This is a genomic window from Pseudomonas sp. C9-3, assembly GCF_032392015.1.
Lineage (GTDB): Bacteria > Pseudomonadota > Gammaproteobacteria > Pseudomonadales > Pseudomonadaceae > Pseudomonas > Pseudomonas nitroreducens.
This window is the reverse complement of the sequence record NZ_CP135919.1, coordinates 3,340,348-3,356,428: the sequence shown is the minus strand read 5'-3', so window position 1 is coordinate 3,356,428 and position 16,081 is coordinate 3,340,348. Positions and strand designations below refer to the sequence as shown.

General features: G+C 65.1%; 16 protein-coding genes. 6 read left to right on the top strand and 10 right to left on the bottom strand.

The window, feature by feature from the left end; all coding sequences use genetic code 11:
- Positions 1-145: 145 nt before the first annotated feature.
- A complete protein-coding gene (locus RS899_RS14965) occupies positions 146-334 on the bottom strand; it encodes a hypothetical protein (protein WP_024763537.1) in 189 nt (62 codons plus the stop codon).
- Between the two features lie 232 nt (positions 335-566).
- On the opposite strand from RS899_RS14965, the gene RS899_RS14960 reads away from it, so the two are divergent.
- Positions 567-836 (top strand): MoaD/ThiS family protein, encoded by a 270-nt coding sequence (locus RS899_RS14960; protein WP_054909907.1) that lies wholly within the window; start codon positions 567-569, stop codon positions 834-836.
- A gap of 27 nt (positions 837-863) precedes the next feature.
- Positions 864-1,967 carry an exo-alpha-sialidase gene (locus tag RS899_RS14955; protein ID WP_315807426.1) on the top strand — a complete coding sequence of 368 codons (1,104 nt, stop codon included), beginning with the start codon at positions 864-866 and terminating at the stop codon, positions 1,965-1,967.
- Here the strand turns inward: RS899_RS14955 and RS899_RS14950 are convergent.
- Together RS899_RS14950 and RS899_RS14945 are read right to left on the bottom strand one after the other, a co-directional pair.
- On the bottom strand, positions 1,946-2,089 hold the full coding sequence (locus RS899_RS14950; protein WP_156160346.1) for a hypothetical protein: 144 nt from the start codon (positions 2,087-2,089) through the stop codon (positions 1,946-1,948). The genes RS899_RS14955 and RS899_RS14950 overlap by 22 nt on opposite strands.
- A 23-nt stretch (positions 2,090-2,112) precedes the next feature.
- A complete protein-coding gene (locus RS899_RS14945; RefSeq protein ID WP_409978084.1) occupies positions 2,113-3,645 on the bottom strand; it encodes a RimK family protein in 1,533 nt (510 codons plus the stop codon).
- Positions 3,646-3,786: 141 nt separating this feature from the next.
- Between RS899_RS14945 and RS899_RS14940 the strand changes: the two genes are divergently transcribed.
- Positions 3,787-4,266 carry a GNAT family N-acetyltransferase gene (locus RS899_RS14940; RefSeq protein ID WP_233297864.1) on the top strand — a complete coding sequence of 160 codons (480 nt, stop codon included), beginning with the start codon at positions 3,787-3,789 and terminating at the stop codon, positions 4,264-4,266.
- The gene (locus RS899_RS14935; protein ID WP_315807424.1) at positions 4,263-5,126 is read left to right on the top strand and encodes an MBL fold metallo-hydrolase; all 864 of its coding nucleotides are present in this window, start codon (positions 4,263-4,265) and stop codon (positions 5,124-5,126) included. The genes RS899_RS14940 and RS899_RS14935 overlap by 4 nt, the downstream gene beginning before the upstream one ends.
- A 140-nt stretch (positions 5,127-5,266) precedes the next feature.
- Here the strand turns inward: RS899_RS14935 and aceF are convergent, their stop codons facing one another.
- From aceF to RS899_RS14920, 3 genes are all read right to left on the bottom strand, one after another.
- Positions 5,267-7,168, bottom strand: a complete 1,902-nt coding sequence (gene aceF, locus RS899_RS14930) for a dihydrolipoyllysine-residue acetyltransferase (RefSeq protein ID WP_315807423.1) — start codon at positions 7,166-7,168, stop codon at positions 5,267-5,269.
- A gap of 154 nt (positions 7,169-7,322) precedes the next feature.
- Positions 7,323-9,971, bottom strand: coding sequence for a pyruvate dehydrogenase (acetyl-transferring), homodimeric type (gene aceE, locus RS899_RS14925; RefSeq protein ID WP_315807422.1), 2,649 nt, complete (start codon positions 9,969-9,971; stop codon positions 7,323-7,325).
- 195 nt (positions 9,972-10,166) lie between these two features.
- Positions 10,167-11,138 (bottom strand): sensor domain-containing diguanylate cyclase, encoded by a 972-nt coding sequence (locus RS899_RS14920; RefSeq protein WP_315807421.1) that lies wholly within the window; start codon positions 11,136-11,138, stop codon positions 10,167-10,169.
- A 318-nt stretch (positions 11,139-11,456) separates the two neighbouring features.
- On the opposite strand from RS899_RS14920, the gene RS899_RS14915 reads away from it, so the two are divergent.
- Positions 11,457-12,074 (top strand): histidine phosphatase family protein, encoded by a 618-nt coding sequence (locus tag RS899_RS14915; protein WP_063831012.1) that lies wholly within the window; start codon positions 11,457-11,459, stop codon positions 12,072-12,074.
- Here RS899_RS14915 and RS899_RS14910 read toward each other — a convergent pair.
- The 3 genes from RS899_RS14910 to RS899_RS14900 form a co-directional block, all read right to left on the bottom strand.
- Positions 12,061-12,633, bottom strand: coding sequence for a hypothetical protein (locus RS899_RS14910; RefSeq protein WP_054909898.1), 573 nt, complete (start codon positions 12,631-12,633; stop codon positions 12,061-12,063). The genes RS899_RS14915 and RS899_RS14910 overlap by 14 nt on opposite strands.
- 82 nt (positions 12,634-12,715) lie before the next feature.
- A complete protein-coding gene (locus RS899_RS14905) occupies positions 12,716-13,312 on the bottom strand; it encodes an NAD(P)H-dependent oxidoreductase (protein WP_315807420.1) in 597 nt (198 codons plus the stop codon).
- Positions 13,309-14,166: a sterol desaturase family protein gene (locus RS899_RS14900; protein ID WP_233331061.1), complete on the bottom strand. Its 858-nt coding sequence runs from the start codon at positions 14,164-14,166 to the stop codon at positions 13,309-13,311. The genes RS899_RS14905 and RS899_RS14900 overlap by 4 nt, the downstream gene beginning before the upstream one ends.
- A 67-nt stretch (positions 14,167-14,233) precedes the next feature.
- On the opposite strand from RS899_RS14900, the gene RS899_RS14895 reads away from it, so the two are divergent.
- Positions 14,234-15,187 carry an AraC family transcriptional regulator ligand-binding domain-containing protein gene (locus RS899_RS14895; protein WP_315807419.1) on the top strand — a complete coding sequence of 318 codons (954 nt, stop codon included), beginning with the start codon at positions 14,234-14,236 and terminating at the stop codon, positions 15,185-15,187.
- Positions 15,188-15,401: 214 nt separating this feature from the next.
- Here the strand turns inward: RS899_RS14895 and RS899_RS14890 are convergent, their stop codons facing one another.
- On the bottom strand, positions 15,402-15,782 hold the full coding sequence (locus RS899_RS14890) for an NUDIX hydrolase (RefSeq protein ID WP_054909894.1): 381 nt from the start codon (positions 15,780-15,782) through the stop codon (positions 15,402-15,404).
- Between the last annotated feature and the right edge of the window lie 299 nt (positions 15,783-16,081).

Genomic DNA, 16,081 nt, shown 5'->3' with positions numbered 1-16,081 from the left:
CTGACGACCTGCAGGCCAGGGCCGCGCCGACGGGCGCAGGATTGAAGGCAGGCAAGCGATACAACGGGCTACGTCTTGTTCGAGAACGGCGTTTGGCCAGTCCTGAGCGTAGTTCCGTCGAGTGAATCCGGGCGATGACGCCCGGTCAGCGAGAGGTGCTGTCCGGTGGACGGGCGTGGCGGCAGTGCCAGAGCGCCCAGAAGGCCAGTTCAAGAGGCAGGGTCAGCGGTTGCAGTTCGAGCCAGCGGGCATGTTTGCGCGGCAGGCGGACAGCGCTGCCGGCCTTGCGGGCGGCGACGGGTTCCAGCGATGCGGGCGAAACGAGCAGATGCATGTCGAAGGTTATGGCTGACGATTCCCGGAGACTCGCACGGCGGATGGGTTTGTTAAATGTGATTTTCACGACGTTTGGTTTCGTTTTATCGAAACTGAATGCCGGGGAAAGACTGCCGCGAAGGCCGTTCCAGAGCCGCTCCGGTGGCCATCACGCATCCCGTCGAAGCGCTCGGAACACCCGCTGCGCCTGCCCTAGACTGGTGCAGTCAGCACCCGTTGCGAGTTCGCCCATGTGCCGTATCGCCTTCGCCCCGTCGATCCAGCGTCATGTTCCCATCGAGGAGCGCGAGCTGACGGCGGATACCTTGTCCGGCGCATTGGAAATGGTCTTCGCCGAGGCGCCGAAGTTGCGCGGCTACCTGCTGGACGACCAGGGCGGATTGCGCCGGCACCTGACAATCTTCATCGATGGGCTGCGCCTGCGGGATCGCGCCCGCCTCAGCGATGCGCTGGCGGCGGACAGCGAGGTCTACGTGGTGCAGGCCTTGAGCGGTGGTTGAGAACCGGCGGCAATTCAGGAGAGCACAATGGATGATCGACTGCTGGTGGCGACCCGCAAGGGGTTGTTCACCTTCCAGCGTGGCGCGGACGGTTGGCAGGAAAGCCGCCGCGACTTCATCGGCGAACCCTTGAGCACGGTGCTGGCCGACCCGCGCGATGACAGCCTCTATGCCGCCCTCAACCTCGGCCATTTCGGCTGCAAGCTCTGGCGCCAGCGCGCCGGTGAAGATTGGCAGGAAGTTGCCGTGCCGATCTATCCGCCGCAACCCGACCCACTGCCCGAACCCGCGGAAGGGGAAGCGCCGCCCGCGCCCTGGACCCTGCAACAGATCTGGTGCCTGGAAACCGGCGGTGCCGCCGAAGCCGGCGTGCTCTGGGCCGGCACCATTCCCGGCGGCCTGTTCCGCAGCAACGACGGCGGCGACAGCTGGGAGTTGAACCGCCCGCTCTGGGATGTGCCCGAGCGCTCGCGCTGGATGGGTGGCGGCTATGACTGGCCGGGGATTCACTCGGTCAGCGTCGACCCGCGCGACAGCCGGCACCTGACCGTCGCCGTGTCCTGCGGCGGGGTCTGGCAGAGCGATGACGGCGGCGCCAGTTGGCGCCTGAGCACCGCAGGCATGTACGCCGACTACATGCCGCCGGAGCTGCGCGAAGAGGGCGCCATCCAGGACCCGCACCGCCTGGTGCATTGCCCGGCACAGCCGGATCGCCTGTGGGTGCAGCACCACAACGGCATCTTCACCTCCAGCGATGGCGGTTCGCGCTGGAACGACGTACCGGTCGAACCCTCGAGCTTCGGTTTTGCCGTCGCCGTCCACCCGACACGGCCGGGCACGGCGTGGTTCGTTCCGGCGGTGAAGGATGTCTGCCGGATTCCGGTGGACGCCCGCTTCGTCGTCACCCGTACCCGCGATGGCGGCGCCAGCTTCGAGGTACTCGATGGCGGGTTGCCCCAGGGCGCCGCCTTCGACCTCGTCTATCGCCACGGCCTGGCCATCGACGATGACGGCGCCTGCCTGGCGATGGGCTCCACCACCGGTGGCCTGTGGCTGTCGGAGAACGGCGGGGACCACTGGCAATGCCTGTCCGCCAACCTGCCGCCGATCTACTGCGTGCGCTTTGGCTGAGCCTTGCGCCTGGCCTGTTCGCGCACCTCGCGTGGCTTCATGCGGTGGTCGAAGTAATTGATCGCGGTGCCGAACACGACGATGGCGATCAGGATGGTCAGGCCGATATGCGTGGCTTCCATGGGATTCTCCTTGGGCGGTGCGCTCAGAGCGCCTGGCCGCGGCGCTTGAGTTCCAGGCGGCGGATGAACTCCTCCAGCACCCGGCGGTAGAGGTCGTCCTTGAGGCAGGCATCCTCGATGCCGGCGTCGAGGTTGGGGTTGTCGTTCACTTCGATGACCACCACTTCGCCGTCCACCTCCTTCAGGTCGACGCCGTAAAGGCCGTCGCCGATCAGGTTGGCGGTCTTCAGTGCCAGTTCCACGACGGCAGGCGGCGCGCTTTCCACCGGCAGCGTGCGGCACTCGCCGATCACCTCGCCGTCGGCCTTGTGCTGGACGATCTGCCAGTGCCCACGCGACATGAAGTACTGGCAGGCGAACACCGGTTGGCGGTTGAGGATGCCGATGCGCCAGTCGAACTCGGTGTAGAGGTACTCCTGGGCGAGCAGCAGCACCGAGTGCTCGAACAGCTCGGCGCTGACGCTGTGCAGTTGCTGGGCGTCCTCGACCTTGTAGACGCCACGGGAGAAGCAGCCATCGGGGATCTTCAGCACCAGCGGGAAGCCCAGCCGCGCGCCGACGCGCTCCAGTTCCTGCGGGTTGTCCTTGTAGAGGATTTCCGTGGCCGGCATGCCCAGGCCGTGGCTGCGCAGCAGGTCGGTGAGGTAGACCTTGTTGGTGCAGCGCAGGATCGACGCCGGGTCGTCCATCACGATCAGCCCCTCGCTCTCGGCTTTCTTGGCGAAGCGATAGGTGTGGTCGTCAACGCTGGTGGTCTCGCGGATCAGCAGCGCGTCGTACTCGGCCAGCCGCGCGTAGTCCTTCTTCTCGATCAGCTCGACGTCGATGCCCAGTTGCCGGCCGACCCGGACGAAGCCTTCCAGGGCGCCGGCATTGGAGGGCGGCAGGCTTTCCGCCGGGTTGTGCAGGATGGCCAGGTCGTAGCGCGCCAGGCGCCGCGAGTTGGGCTGGCGCCAGACGCGCCGGCTGAAACGGTCGAGGGCATCGGCGAACTGGTCCTCCTGGTTATCGCGCAGCTTGTGTAGCGCGCCGGGGCGGATTCCCGCGATGTGCCAGGTGTCGGTGCGGCGGAAGTCCACCAGCAGAATGGGGCAGGGGAAGGCCTCGAACAGTTGGCGGGCGATGGGTTGCAGTGGCTCAAGGTCCGTATGGCCGAAATACAGGCGCAGGGTGAAGCCGTCGGTGCTGGCGTAGGGATGCTGGGCGAGGGCTTTTTCCAGGGATCTTTCCAGGCCGTCCAGAGCCAGGCCGTAGAGGGATTTCTTCGCCAGTTCGCTGATGGTGCGTACCGACGGAATGACCTTGTGTCCTCGCGCTTCGGCCAATAGTGAACAGTAATAACCGTGGCCGAGATATTTATAGTGGCGGCACAGGTTGATGACCTGAAAGCGCTTTCCCGATTCGAACTGATGCGAATCTTCCAGATACTCGCGGGCGCTCAGAATATCTTCGCTGGGAATATAGGATGCCCAGTCTTCCTTGCGCTCGACGATGATCAGAACCTGGCTGGACCTGGCTGAAGGAGGCTCCGCAGAGGCGTTGGTAACGACATTCAGGGAACTTGCGCTGAACTTTTCATGGAAGTTAGTGTGTAACGAAGACATTGTTCACGGACCTGTCTGAAAGTTGCCGTGTGTCTATTAAGCAGTAACTTCAGGAAATGTCCCGGTTCATTACGAAAGTTTTACGGAGTGCCCATGTCGCTGTTATATCGCCTTGCCGCGCCGGCCGATTTGGCGAACTTGCTGGAGCTGGAAGAAGAGTGTTTCGAGCAGGACCGCATCAGTGGCCGCAGCTTTCGCAGACTGATCGGAGCACCCAGTGCCATCCTGCTGGTTGCCGACCGTGATGGCGAGTTGCTGGGCTACGCGTTGCTCCTGCTGAGACGGGGCTCGGATATTGCCCGCCTATACTCCCTGGCGATTTCCCGGCAAGCGCGAGGGCAGGGCCTTGGCGGTGCGCTGCTGGAATGGTGTGAAGAGCAGGCCCAGGCGCGCGGTTGCCGGCGCCTGCGCCTGGAGGTGCGCACCGACAACGCCGGCGCCATTGGCCTTTACCAGCGCAGCGGCTACGTCCGCTTTGCCCGCAGTGCCGGCTTCTATGAAGACGGCAGCGATGCCTGGCGCTACGAGAAACCGCTCGGCGCTCCGACCCCGACAGCAAGGAACCCGGCATGACCGCCCGCATCCAGCACTTCTTCGACACCGCCACGTCCACCTACAGCTACGTGGTTGCCGATCCCGCGACGCAGCGCTGCGCCATCGTCGATCCGGTGCTGGACTATGACGCCGCAGCGGGCCGGGTCAGCCATGACAGCGCCCGGCGCATCGCGGCCTATGTGCGCGAACAGGGCCTGACGGTGGAGTGGCTGCTGGAAACGCACCTGCATGCGGGCCATCTGTCCGCATCGGCCTGGCTCAAGGGTGAATTGGGCGGACGCCTGGCCATCGGTTCCAGCATTGCCCAGGTGCAGCGCACCTTTGCCGGGCTGTTCAACCTGGGCGAAGACTTCCCTTGCGACGGCAGCCAGTTCGACCACCTGTTCGCGGACGGGGAGGCGTTCCGCATCGGCAACCTGCACGCCGAGGCCCTGCACACTCCCGGCCACACGCCGGCCTGCATGACCTACCGCATTGGCGATGCGGCCTTCGTCGGCGACACGCTGTTCATGCCTGACTACGGCACCGCCCGCTGCGATTTCCCCGGTGGCGATGCGCGGCAGTTGTACCGTTCGATCCAGCGGCTGTTCGCGCTGCCCGAGGCGACCCGGTTGTTTCTCTGCCACGACTATCTGACGGAGGGACGCGAGGAGCACCAGCACCAGACCACGGTCGAACGCGAGCGCAGGGAAAACGTGCATGTCCACGAAGGCATCAGCGAGGATGCCTTCGTCGCCATGCGCGTGGCCCGCGATGCGACACTGAACGCCCCGGCGCTGATCTGGCCGTCGATCCAGGTGAATATGCGCGGCGGCGTGCTGCCCGACGCCGAGGCCAATGGCGTGCGCTACCTGCGGATTCCGCTGGATCGGATGTAGTCACCCGCGATGGCGATGGTGATCCTGTAGAGCGCCCTATGGGCCCGCTCCTACGAGATGCCTCTGCGCTTGGGGAGAGGGGAAATCCTGTACACGGTTTCCCCGACGAAGGCAGTTGCTCCCGTAGGCAGGCTTCGGCATCACAGCAACAAACTGCGAATATCCCCCAGCACCTCCCCGAGCCGCCGAGTGAACCGCGCCGCTGCCGCACCGTTGATCACCCGGTGGTCATAGGACAGCGACAACGGCAGCATCAGCCGCGGTTGGAAGGCCTTGCCGTCCCACACCGGCTGCATCGTTGCCTTGCTCACGCCGAGGATCGCCACTTCCGGCGCATTGACGATGGGCGTGAAGCCGGTGCCGCCAATATGCCCCAGGCTGGAGATGGTGAAGCAGGCGCCTTGCATCGCGTCGGCGGAGAGCTTCTTGGTCCGTGCCTTCTCTGCCAGTTCGGCGGCCTCCAGGGCAAGCTGCAGCAGCCCTTTCCTGTCCACGTCGCGGATCACCGGCACCAGCAGGCCATCCGGCGTGTCCACGGCGAAGCCGATGTGCACGTAATGCTTGTGGATCAGCGCCTTGCCGCTGGGCGCCAGCGAGCTGTTGAAGTCCGGCAGCTCGCGCAGCAGGTGAGCGCAGGCCTTGAGCAGGATCGGCAGGATGGTCAGCTTGGTCCCGGCCTTTTCCGCCGCCGCCTTCTGCGCGATGCGGAAGGCTTCCGCCTCGGTGATGTCGGCGGACTCGAACTGGGTCACGTGGGGCACGTTCAGCCAGCTGCGGTGCAGGTTGCTGGCGCCGACCTGCATCAGGCGGGTCATGGCCACTTCTTCGATTTCGCCGAACTTGCTGAAGTCGATTTCCGGAATCGGCGGAATCCCTGCGCCGCCAGTGGCTCCTGCCGCCGCGCCGGACTTGCTCCGTTGCAGTTGCTCCTTCACGAACAACTGCACGTCCTCCTTGAGGATGCGGCCCTTGGGCCCGGTGCCGGTAACCTGCGCCAGGTCGACGCCGAACTCGCGGGCGAGCATGCGTACCGCCGGCCCGGCGTGGACCTTGGTGCCGTCGCGGCTGGGCGCGCCGACGGGCGCGGCTTCCGGTGCCTTGGGCTGCTCGGTTCTTGCGCTGGGCGCCGGAGCGGGTTGCGCGGTGCCCTGCGCAGCAGTCGGCGCGGCACTACCGGCGACTTCCAGTTCGAGGATCTCATCGCCTTCCTTGAGCGTGTCGCCGATCTTCACCTTGATCGCCTTCACCACGCCGGCTTTCGGCGCAGGAATCTCCATGCTGGCCTTGTCCGACTCCAGCGTCAGCAGGCTCTGGTCGGCCTCGATGGAGTCTCCCATCTTGACCATCAGTTCGATGACGTTGCCCTGACCATTGCCGATATCCGGCACGCGGATGGTCTCGATGCCGCCACCTCCGCTGACTCCGCCGGAGGCTGGCGCCGGCGCAGCGGCCGGCGCACTGGCCGCCTGCGCGCCGCCCTCGGTTTCCAGTTCGAGGATGTCGTCACCTTCCTTGAGGGTGTCGCCGATCTTCACCTTGATCGCCTTCACCACGCCGGCTTTCGGTGCAGGAATCTCCATGCTGGCCTTGTCCGATTCCAGGGTCAGCAGGCTCTGGTCGGCCTCGATGCGGTCGCCGACCTTGACCATCAATTCGATGATCTCGCCCTGGCCGTTGCCGATGTCCGGCACCTTGATGGTTTCCACGCCACCGCCTCCCGCAGGCGCGGGTTGCGGGGCCGGTGCCACGGGCGCGGGTTGTTCGGCTGCCGGTTTGGCGGGCTCTTCGGCCTTGGCCTCGGTGGCGCTGTTTTCGGCTTCCAGCTCGAGGATCTCGTCGCCTTCCTTGAGGGTGTCGCCGATCTTCACCTTGATCGCCTTCACCACGCCGGCTTTCGGCGCAGGAATTTCCATGCTGGCCTTGTCGGACTCCAGGGTCAGCAGGCTCTGGTCGGCCTCGATGCGGTCGCCGACCTTGACCAGCAGTTCGATGACTTCGCCTTCGCCGTTGCCGATGTCGGGTACGCGGATGGTCTCGCTCACTGTGCCTCTCCTCAGAACCTGCTCAATGTCTGCCTGCACTTGCTCATGCGGCGTTGAGAGCAGGCTCGAAATGCTCATTTACCGCTCGTAAACTGCGCTTTCTCGCCTGCTCTCGCCTTGCCTGAGCTGCGTTCGGCAAGACCTTGAACAGGTTCTAGCAGTCCAGCGGGTTGGGTTTTTCCGGGTCGAGGCCGAACTTGGCGATGGCTTCCGCCACCACTTTCGGCTCGATGTCGCCGCGATCGGCCAGCGCCTCCAGCGCGGCGAGCACCACCCAGTGGCGGTCCACCTCGAAGAAGTGGCGCAGCCTCGCGCGGGTGTCGCTGCGGCCGAAGCCGTCGGTGCCCAGTACCTTGAATTCCTTGGTCGGCACCCACTGGCGAATCTGTTCGGCGTAGACCTTCATGTAGTCGGTGGAAGCGATCACCGGCCCGCGCCGGCCGCCGAGGCAGTGCTCGACATAGCTCGCACGTGGTTTCTGCCCCGGATGCAGGCGATTCCAGCGCTCCACCGCCAGGCCGTCGCGGCGCAGCTCGTTGAAGCTGGGGACGGACCAGATGTCTGCGCCGATGCCGAAGTCTTCGCGGAGGATTTTCGCGGCCGCTTCCACCTCGCGCAGGATGGTGCCCGAGCCGAGCAGTTGGACGTGGTGCGCGGCGCCGCGCTTGTCCTCGTCGAACAGGTACATGCCCTTGATGATCCCTTCCTCGGTGCCCTTGGGCAGGGGCGGGTGCGGGTAGTTCTCGTTCATCACGGTGATGTAGTAGAAGACGTCCTGCTGCTCCTCCATCATCTGCCGCACGCCTTCCCTGATGATCACCGCCAGCTCGTAGGAGTAGGTCGGGTCGTAGGTGCGGCAGTTGGGGATGACCGAGGCAAGCACGTGGCTGTGGCCGTCCTCGTGCTGCAGGCCTTCGCCGTTGAGCGTGGTGCGCCCGGCGGTGCCTCCGAGGAGGAAGCCGCGGGTCAGGCTGTCGCCGGCCGCCCAGGCAAGGTCGCCGATACGCTGGAAGCCGAACATCGAATAGAAGATGTAGAACGGCAGCATCGGCTGGCGGTAGTTGCTGTAGGCGGTGCCGGCGGCGATGAACGACGACATGGCGCCGGCCTCGGTGATGCCTTCCTCGAGGATCTGGCCCTTCTTGTCCTCGCGATAGAACATCAACTGCTCCTTGTCGACCGGCTCGTAGAGCTGGCCCACCGAGGAGTAGATGCCGAGCTGGCGGAACATGCCCTCCATGCCGAAGGTGCGGGCTTCGTCCGGGATGATCGGCACGATGCGCTGGCCCAGCTCCTTGTCCTTCACCAGTTGCGAGATGATCCGCACGAAGGCCATGGTGGTGGAGATTTCACGGTCGCCCGAACCGTCCAGCAGCGCCTTGAGCGTTTCCAGCGGCGGTGCCGGGATGGCCTGGCTGTTGCCATGGCGATGGGGCATGAAGCCGCCCAGGGCCGCCCGGCGTTCCTTCAGGTAGCGCGCCTCGGCGCTGCCCTCGTCGGGGCGATAGAAGGGCAGCTTGGGCAGGTCGGCATCCTTGATCGGGATGTCGAAACGGTCGCGGAAGGCGCGCAGGCTGTCCACGTCGATCTCGTGGATGTTGTGGGCGATGTTCTTCGCCTCGCCGGTGCCGGTGCCGTAGCCCTTGATGGTCTTGGCCAGGACCACGCTGGGCTGGCCCTTGTGGTTCACCGCCTGGTGGTAGGCCGCATAGACCTTGTACGGGTCGTGGCCGCCACGGTTGAGCTTCCAGACCTCCTCGTCGGAGAGGTCCTTGACCATCTCCAGCAACTCGGGCCGCTTGCCGAAGAAGTGCTCGCGGACGTAGGCGCCGTCCTTGGCCTTGTAGTTCTGGTAGTCGCCGTCCACCGCTTCGTCCATCCGCGCCTGCAGCAGGCCGGCAGTGTCCTTGGCGAACAGCGGGTCCCACAGGCGCCCCCAGATCACCTTGATCACGTTCCAGTTGGCGCCCCGGAATACCCCTTCCAGCTCCTGGATGATCTTGCCGTTGCCGCGCACCGGGCCGTCCAGGCGCTGCAGGTTGCAGTTCACCACGAAGATCAGGTTGTCGAGCTTCTCGCGCCCGGCCAGGGAAATCGCACCGAGGGATTCGGGTTCGTCGGTCTCGCCGTCGCCGAGGAAGCACCAGACCTTCTGCTTGCCGGCGGGAATGAAGCCGCGGCTCTCCAGGTACTTCATGAAGCGCGCCTGGTAGATCGCCTGGATCGGCCCCAGGCCCATGGACACCGTGGGGAACTGCCAGAAGTGCGGCATCAGCCGGGGGTGCGGGTAGGAGGAGACTCCCTTGCCATCCACCTCCTGGCGGAAGTTCTCCAGCTGTTCGTCGCTGAGCAGCCCCTCGATGTAGGCGCGGGCGTAGACGCCCGGCGAGGCGTGGCCCTGGAAGTAGATCAGGTCGCCGGCGTGTTCCTCGGTGGGGCCATTGAAGAAGTAGTTGAAGCCGATGTCGTAGAGGGTCGCCGAGGACGCGAAGGTGGAGATGTGCCCGCCCAGTGACGGGTCCTTGTGGTTGGCGCGCATGACCATTGCCAGTGCGTTCCAGCGCACCAGCGAGCGGATGCGCCGCTCCATGAACAGGTCGCCGGGCATGCGCGCTTCATGGCCGACGGGAATGGTGTTGCGATAGGGCGTGGTGATGGCGTAGGGCAGTTGCGTGCCGGTGCGGCTGGCCAGCTCGCCGAGGCGAGTCATCAGGTAGTGGGCGCGCTCTTCGCCTTCTTTTTCCAGTACGGATTCCAGCGCGTCCAGCCATTCCTGGGTTTCGACGGGGTCGATATCGTGCATGGTCAGGGGTCCTGGTTACGGGGTCGGCTCTACGCAATGCCGGCTCCGGGCCAGGTGTTCCAAGGGGTGGCGCAACGGTCGGCGGCCCTTGTGAGGCCACCGCGCTGCCGCCGGCACGCGCGTGTGGCTATAGAGCTTAGACAGCTCTGGCGCCAGTGCCCGCCCTGATTGTCGAGTCAGGACGTCGCAGTGGCCTCAGAGCACCGCATCGCGCCGCAAATCATCGCCGCGCTTCCACTGCGCCGCCACCAGCCGGTCGCGTCCGGCCTGCTTGGCCTGGTAGAGCAACCGGTCCACCGCCGCGACGAAGTCCAGCGGGCGGTCGCTGGAGGCGGGCACCGCGGTGCCGACACCCAGGCTGATGGTCAGCAGCGAGGACACATTCGACTTCTCGTGGCTGATCTGTTGTTCGCGCAGCACGCTGCGGCAGCGCTCGGCGACCTGCCGCGCGGCCTCGCTGTCGGTCTCCGGCAGCACCAGCACGAACTCCTCGCCGCCGAAGCGCGCGATGAAGTCCCGCGGGCGATGCAGCGCGCCGGCCAGTGCCTTGCCCACCGTGCGCAGGCAGTCGTCACCGCGGATATGCCCGTAGTGATCGTTGAACTGCTTGAAGTAGTCGATATCCAGCAGCACCAGGGAGATCGGCTGGCCGCTGCGCTGGGCGCTGCCCCACTCGGTGTCCAGCACCGAATCGAACATGCGCCGGTTGGCCACGCCGGTCAGGCCGTCCTTGTACGAATACTCCTCGAGCTGGCGCTGCAACATGATCAGCTGTTCTTCGGCGCGCTTGCGCTCGCTGATGTCGAACATGAAGCCGACCAGCGAATCCACCTCGCCGTCGTCGTCGCGCACCACGTGCACCACATCGCGGATCCACACGTAGTCACCCTGGATGGTCAGCGCGCGGTAATCCGCCTCGTGGTCGGTGCCTTCGCGGGACTGCGAGATGCAGAAGTTCACCACCCGCTCGCGGTCTTCGGGGTGCATGCGCTCGGCCCAGTCGTTGGCGCTGACCCAGCTGGCCTGGCTCCAGCCCAGCAATGCTTCGATCTGCGGGCCGATGTAGGCAAACGTCATGGATTTCCAGTCGATCTTCCACGGGATCGCGCGGGTGGATTCGAGGAGGGTCTGGTAGACGGGATTTTCCGGGGAGGCGTCGTACGGCATGGCGGCGGCTCTCTGATGGCACTGTGCCTTGTTCTACCACATCGCGATGACCGAAAAGCGGCCGATTGCGCTGGTTGGCGCCGCGACGGCGGCGGAGCGACAGACGGTCGTTTCCGACAGAGACGGTTTCTTCAGCAATTCATAACGGGTTCTTCACGATTCCGGGGATAGGGTTTGTTCGCCCGCCATCTGACAACCCGCAGTGCGATGGACACCCCAGGGATGGGTCGGGCCTCCCTCATCGAAGAGGGAAACGGATGCGGACCTCTTTCCAGCAGCGCGGCCTCAATCATGCCCATCCCGAAAGTCTTCAGATCAATGTCCCGCGGTTGGCTGGCATTACTGGCAATGCTCCCGGTGATCGCCCTGCTCAGTGGCTTCCTGCCGCTGGACTTCTCGCGTCCTACGCCGCTGGTGGGTGACGCCCAGCGCCAGGCCGAATTGCGCGAGCATTGGCAGAACGGCGACCTGATCGTGCTGGTGCGCCATGCCGAGCGCTGCGACCGCTCCAGCGCGCCTTGCATGGCCGACGTCAGCGGCATCACCGTCAGGGGCGGGCAGAGTGCCCACGAGATCGGGCAGGATTTCGCCGCGCTCGGCCTGGCCAATGCCGACATTCTCAGCAGCGACCAGTTGCGCGCCATCCAGACCGCCTCCTCGATGTTCGGCCGGCAGCCGGTGGAGCAGAACTGGTTGTACAAGTGCGAAGGAACGATGCTGGACCAGGCGCTGCAGCACAAGGTGGCGCACCGCAACCTGATCCTGGTGACCCACAGCGAATGCATCGAAGACCTGGAACACTCGGTCAGCGTGGACGACCCGGCGACCCCGGACTATGCCTCGACGCTCTTCGTGCTCAGCGAGAAGGACCAGACGCCGCGCCTGCTGGGTTACCTCGACGCGGACCAGTGGCCGTTGAACGTCAGCGGGCGCTGATCTGGCTGGGCGTGGCGCCCAGGCGGTAGCGCTGCAATTCCTGCGCGGTCAGCACGCGCATGCGTTGCGGGTCGATGCTCTGCATGGCGTCGGCCAGTTCCAGCGGAATATCCATGTCGCGGAAATAGGTGCGGGCGTTGTAGCTGCCCGCGGCCTGGGAGGAATCGCCGGCCGGGTAGTAGGGGCGATGCAGGCCCACGTAGCCGCGCACGGTACGGTGCTTGCCGGCGGCCAGCAGGTAAACGCAGGAACCCTGGCAGACGCTGTTGGTCGGCACCAGGGTCTCGAAGCCGGATTCACGCAGCAGGCGGCCCATCTTGATCGACTCGGCGGCGCTGCCACCGATGCTGTCCAGCAGGGCCACCTTGCGGGCGAACTTGCCGGGGTTGGCCAGCAGCCCCTTGAACAGACGCTCGTAGTCGCCCGGAGCGATATCCTCGCTGATCCGCACCGCCAGCACCTCGCCGACCTTGGAATGCTGCACCTGCTTCACCTCGACCTTGGCGAAGGTCAGGCTGGAGCACAGCGCGGTGGCACAGAGCAGGGCGGCGCGAAGCATCGGGAGACGAATCCTGTCGAAGTTTTTGTAGGAAGGCGCAGAAGATACCTTGAAGCGCCTTCCTGCGCATCCTCCGGGCTCGTCACATACCGTTGGCGTAGGCGGGATTGTGCAGGTCGATACGCTCGCGGACCTCGCGCAGCGCGACTGCGTACTGGCAAAGCATGTGCAGCGCCCAGTCGGCGCGTTCGCGCAGGCGCTGGTCGTTCTCATCGCCTGGCGGGCCTTCGTTGAACACGCCTTCCACCTGTCGGACCAACAGCTGTTCCGGCAGGTAGGCGATGCGGCTGTTCTTGTAGCTGGAGGCGCGCAGCTCGGCCAGCGGGTAGGCGCCGCCCTGGCCAGCGGAAACCCCAACCGGCAGTGCCGGCTTGTGCCCCAGTTCGCGCAGTCCGGCATAGAGGAAGAAGTTCTTCAGCGCCGGGCAAGCCATGCCTTGCCATTCCGGAACGATCACCACCAGCGCATCCGCCTCGCGCAGCAGCTCGCGGTGCTGCGGCCAAAGCTCCTGCGAATCCGCTGCCGGCCAAAGCGGCAGCGGCGTGGCACCCAGGTCGATGACCCTGGCCCAGCCGCACAGCGCCTGGCTTTCCAGGCGGCCGGCAAGGTAACGGGCAACTTTCGCAGACTGGCTGCCCAACTGGCTGGAGCCTGCGATCAGGACGACATTCGGGTTCATTGCGCCACCTCTGCGGCCACGTCCTTGGCGGTGTCCGGCGTACGGCTGCGCACCAGCGGCCAGAAGACTTCCTCCTGCCAGCTCACCGGCGCCAGGTCCTCGATGCCATAGGCCAGCGGGCGGCGCCGGGTGATCTTCGCCGTGCCGAACAGCACGTCCCAAAAGAACAGCAGGTTGCCGAAGTTGCCCTTGTAGTTGGTCACGCCGTCGTCAGCGTTGAGGCCATGGTGTGCCGAATGGGTGGCGGGCGTGGAGATGGTCCGCTCCAGCAGCCACATCAGCGGGCGCAGGGCGCGGATTCGGTAGAGCCTGTCGTCCCAGGCGAGGTTGCTGTGGGCGCCGAAGATCACGCACATCTTCAGGATCAGGTACACGTAGTAGACGTTCGCCAGCCCCATGTGGATCAGCGCCCCGGAGAACCAGATGCCCGGCATCAGCAGGTAGTAGAAGCTGTTGTTGCGGTAGACGATGCGGATGCTCATGTACGGCGCCGAATGGTGGGCCCGGTGCAGGGCGTAGAGGAACGGCACGCGGTGGGCCAGGCGGTGCCACCAGTACTGGGTCATGTCGTCGAACAGCAGGAACAGCGCGAAGCCGGCCAGCCACGGGATGCCCGCCAGGGAACCGGCGGCGGTGGGGAAGGCGAGGTCGACGAGGGCGCCGCTGGCCCACATCACCAGCGGGAATGTCACCGCCAGCAGCAGGCTGGAGCCGAATACCTCGATCAGCACGTCGCGGCGTTGGCCACGGGGCTGGCGGAAGGTGGCGCAAGCCAGTTCGAGAAGGATGAAGGCAAGGAAGATTCCCGCCACGATCACGGTCGGGTTATCGAGGAGCATTGTTGTTGTAGTCATGGCACTCTCGGTTCGGGTCCAATGGGACAAGGCGTGCCCATCAGAACCCAGGACCGAGCAGCGACCCATGCGCGAAAAGGACAGAAACACCCGAGAAGTGGCCAAGCCTGTCGCGCAGCGCTACCACCGCGGGCTGCTCGGCCAGGTGCTGGAGCGCTATCTGAGCAGCCATCGTGCACGTCGTCATTGCGACTACAGCCTGGTCGAGCTGGAGCACCTGTGGCTTGAGGCGGCGAGCCTGGAGCCCGCCATCGGCCTGCAGCTATTTGGCCAGTTCAGCCCCCAGGACTGGCATGTGATCGCCCACCTCGCGCAGTTCTGCGCCGATGTGCGCCAGGCCGTCCTCTGCTGGGTGCGCTATGCGCCGCTGGCCGCGGACACCGATACCTTCCGGCTGCTCGAAGAGGGCGACAGCGTCGCCGTCGAGCTGGTCATCGATGCTCCCGAACCGCTCAGCCGCTACCTGCTGGAGCACTATTGCGTGATGGCCGTGACCCAGCTGCGGCGCGGCACCGGTTGCGCGATCGAGCCCGTGCGTGCCTGCTTCACCCACGCGCAGTACAGCCAATGGTTCGGCGAGCGAATCGAGTTCGGCAGTTCGCACAATCGCCTCTACTTTGCCGCGGAAACCCTTGCGCTGCCGCTGCTGGGGCGCCATGCCGGCCTGGTTGAGCTGCTCAGCCTCGAACTCGATCGCCGCCTCGCCCGACTGCGCCAACTCAGCGGCTGGGCGGCCAGGGCGGCTGGCATCGTCCGGCGAATGCTCGAACGCGGCGAGGTTCCGGCGCTGGAAAGCGTCGCCGACCAGTTGCACCAGAGCCCGCGCACCCTGCGCAGGCGGTTGGCGGAGCAGGATCTGGGATTTCGCGAGTTGCTCGACCAGGTGCGCAAGGAGTTGGAGCAGCACCTGGAACTGCAGGGAGAAAGCCGCACGCGCATCGCCGAGCGCCTGGGCTACGGCGACCTTGCCGCCTACCTGAACGCGCGCAAGCGCTGGAATGCGTCAGGGGGCGAACAATAAGGCAGGCCACCTGAGCCGATGCGTTCGACGGCGAGGCCACGTTGCCCTTGTAGGAGTGAGCTTGCCCGCGAACAACCAGACACCGGCGTCGAGAGGGTTAGCGAGCAAGCTCGCTCCTGCAGCAATTTACGCAGCCATGGTCACTTGGTAAGAGCCGAACGCGCCTGCGTTGTCCGCCGTGGGCGTGCAGATGGGGCAATGAAAAAGGCCGGCTTCAGCCGGCCTCTTTGCTCAGGCACGAACGCAGCAGGCGCCGCACCGATTTGTTGATGTTGCGCTTGCTCGCTTCTTCGGGCGTGAACCAGCGGCAGTCGGCGATTTCGTTCAGCGGCGTGGGCTGCTGCGCCGGGTCGACGGGGGTTTCGAACACGTAGTGCAGGGTCTGGTACAGCTCCAGCGGCGCGATGTAGTTCAACTGTTCGAGAGCCAGCCCGGTTTCCTCGATCAGCTCGCGCACGGCGGCCTGGCCTGGGCGTTCGTCGGCCTCGATGCGGCCGCCGGGAAGGTTCCATTTCGACTTGGCCTTGCGGACGAACAGAATCTTGTCGTCGAGCCGGCAAATCACGGTTGCGCGCTCTTTTACGTTCCTGGCCATGGCGCTAGTTCCCCCACACGCTTCCTACAGTTTTCAGCTTAGACATTTCGCGAATATTTCCATTGGGAAGAACTGCTTACAACAACAATGTCGACGGATGGTAAGGAATTGTCGCGGGTGAAATCTGTAAGGGAAGTCTGAAGCCCCGGTGGTCATCATCCGTTCTCTAAATTCCTTCACCGTGGACCAGCGGCTGGAATCGAAGTGCAAATTTTTTGCACCGGCGTACCAGGTTTCATGGCCTACGCTTGATTCCTGCCACTGCGCCTGGCGGCGCACGAACTGAGCGAGCACGCAGT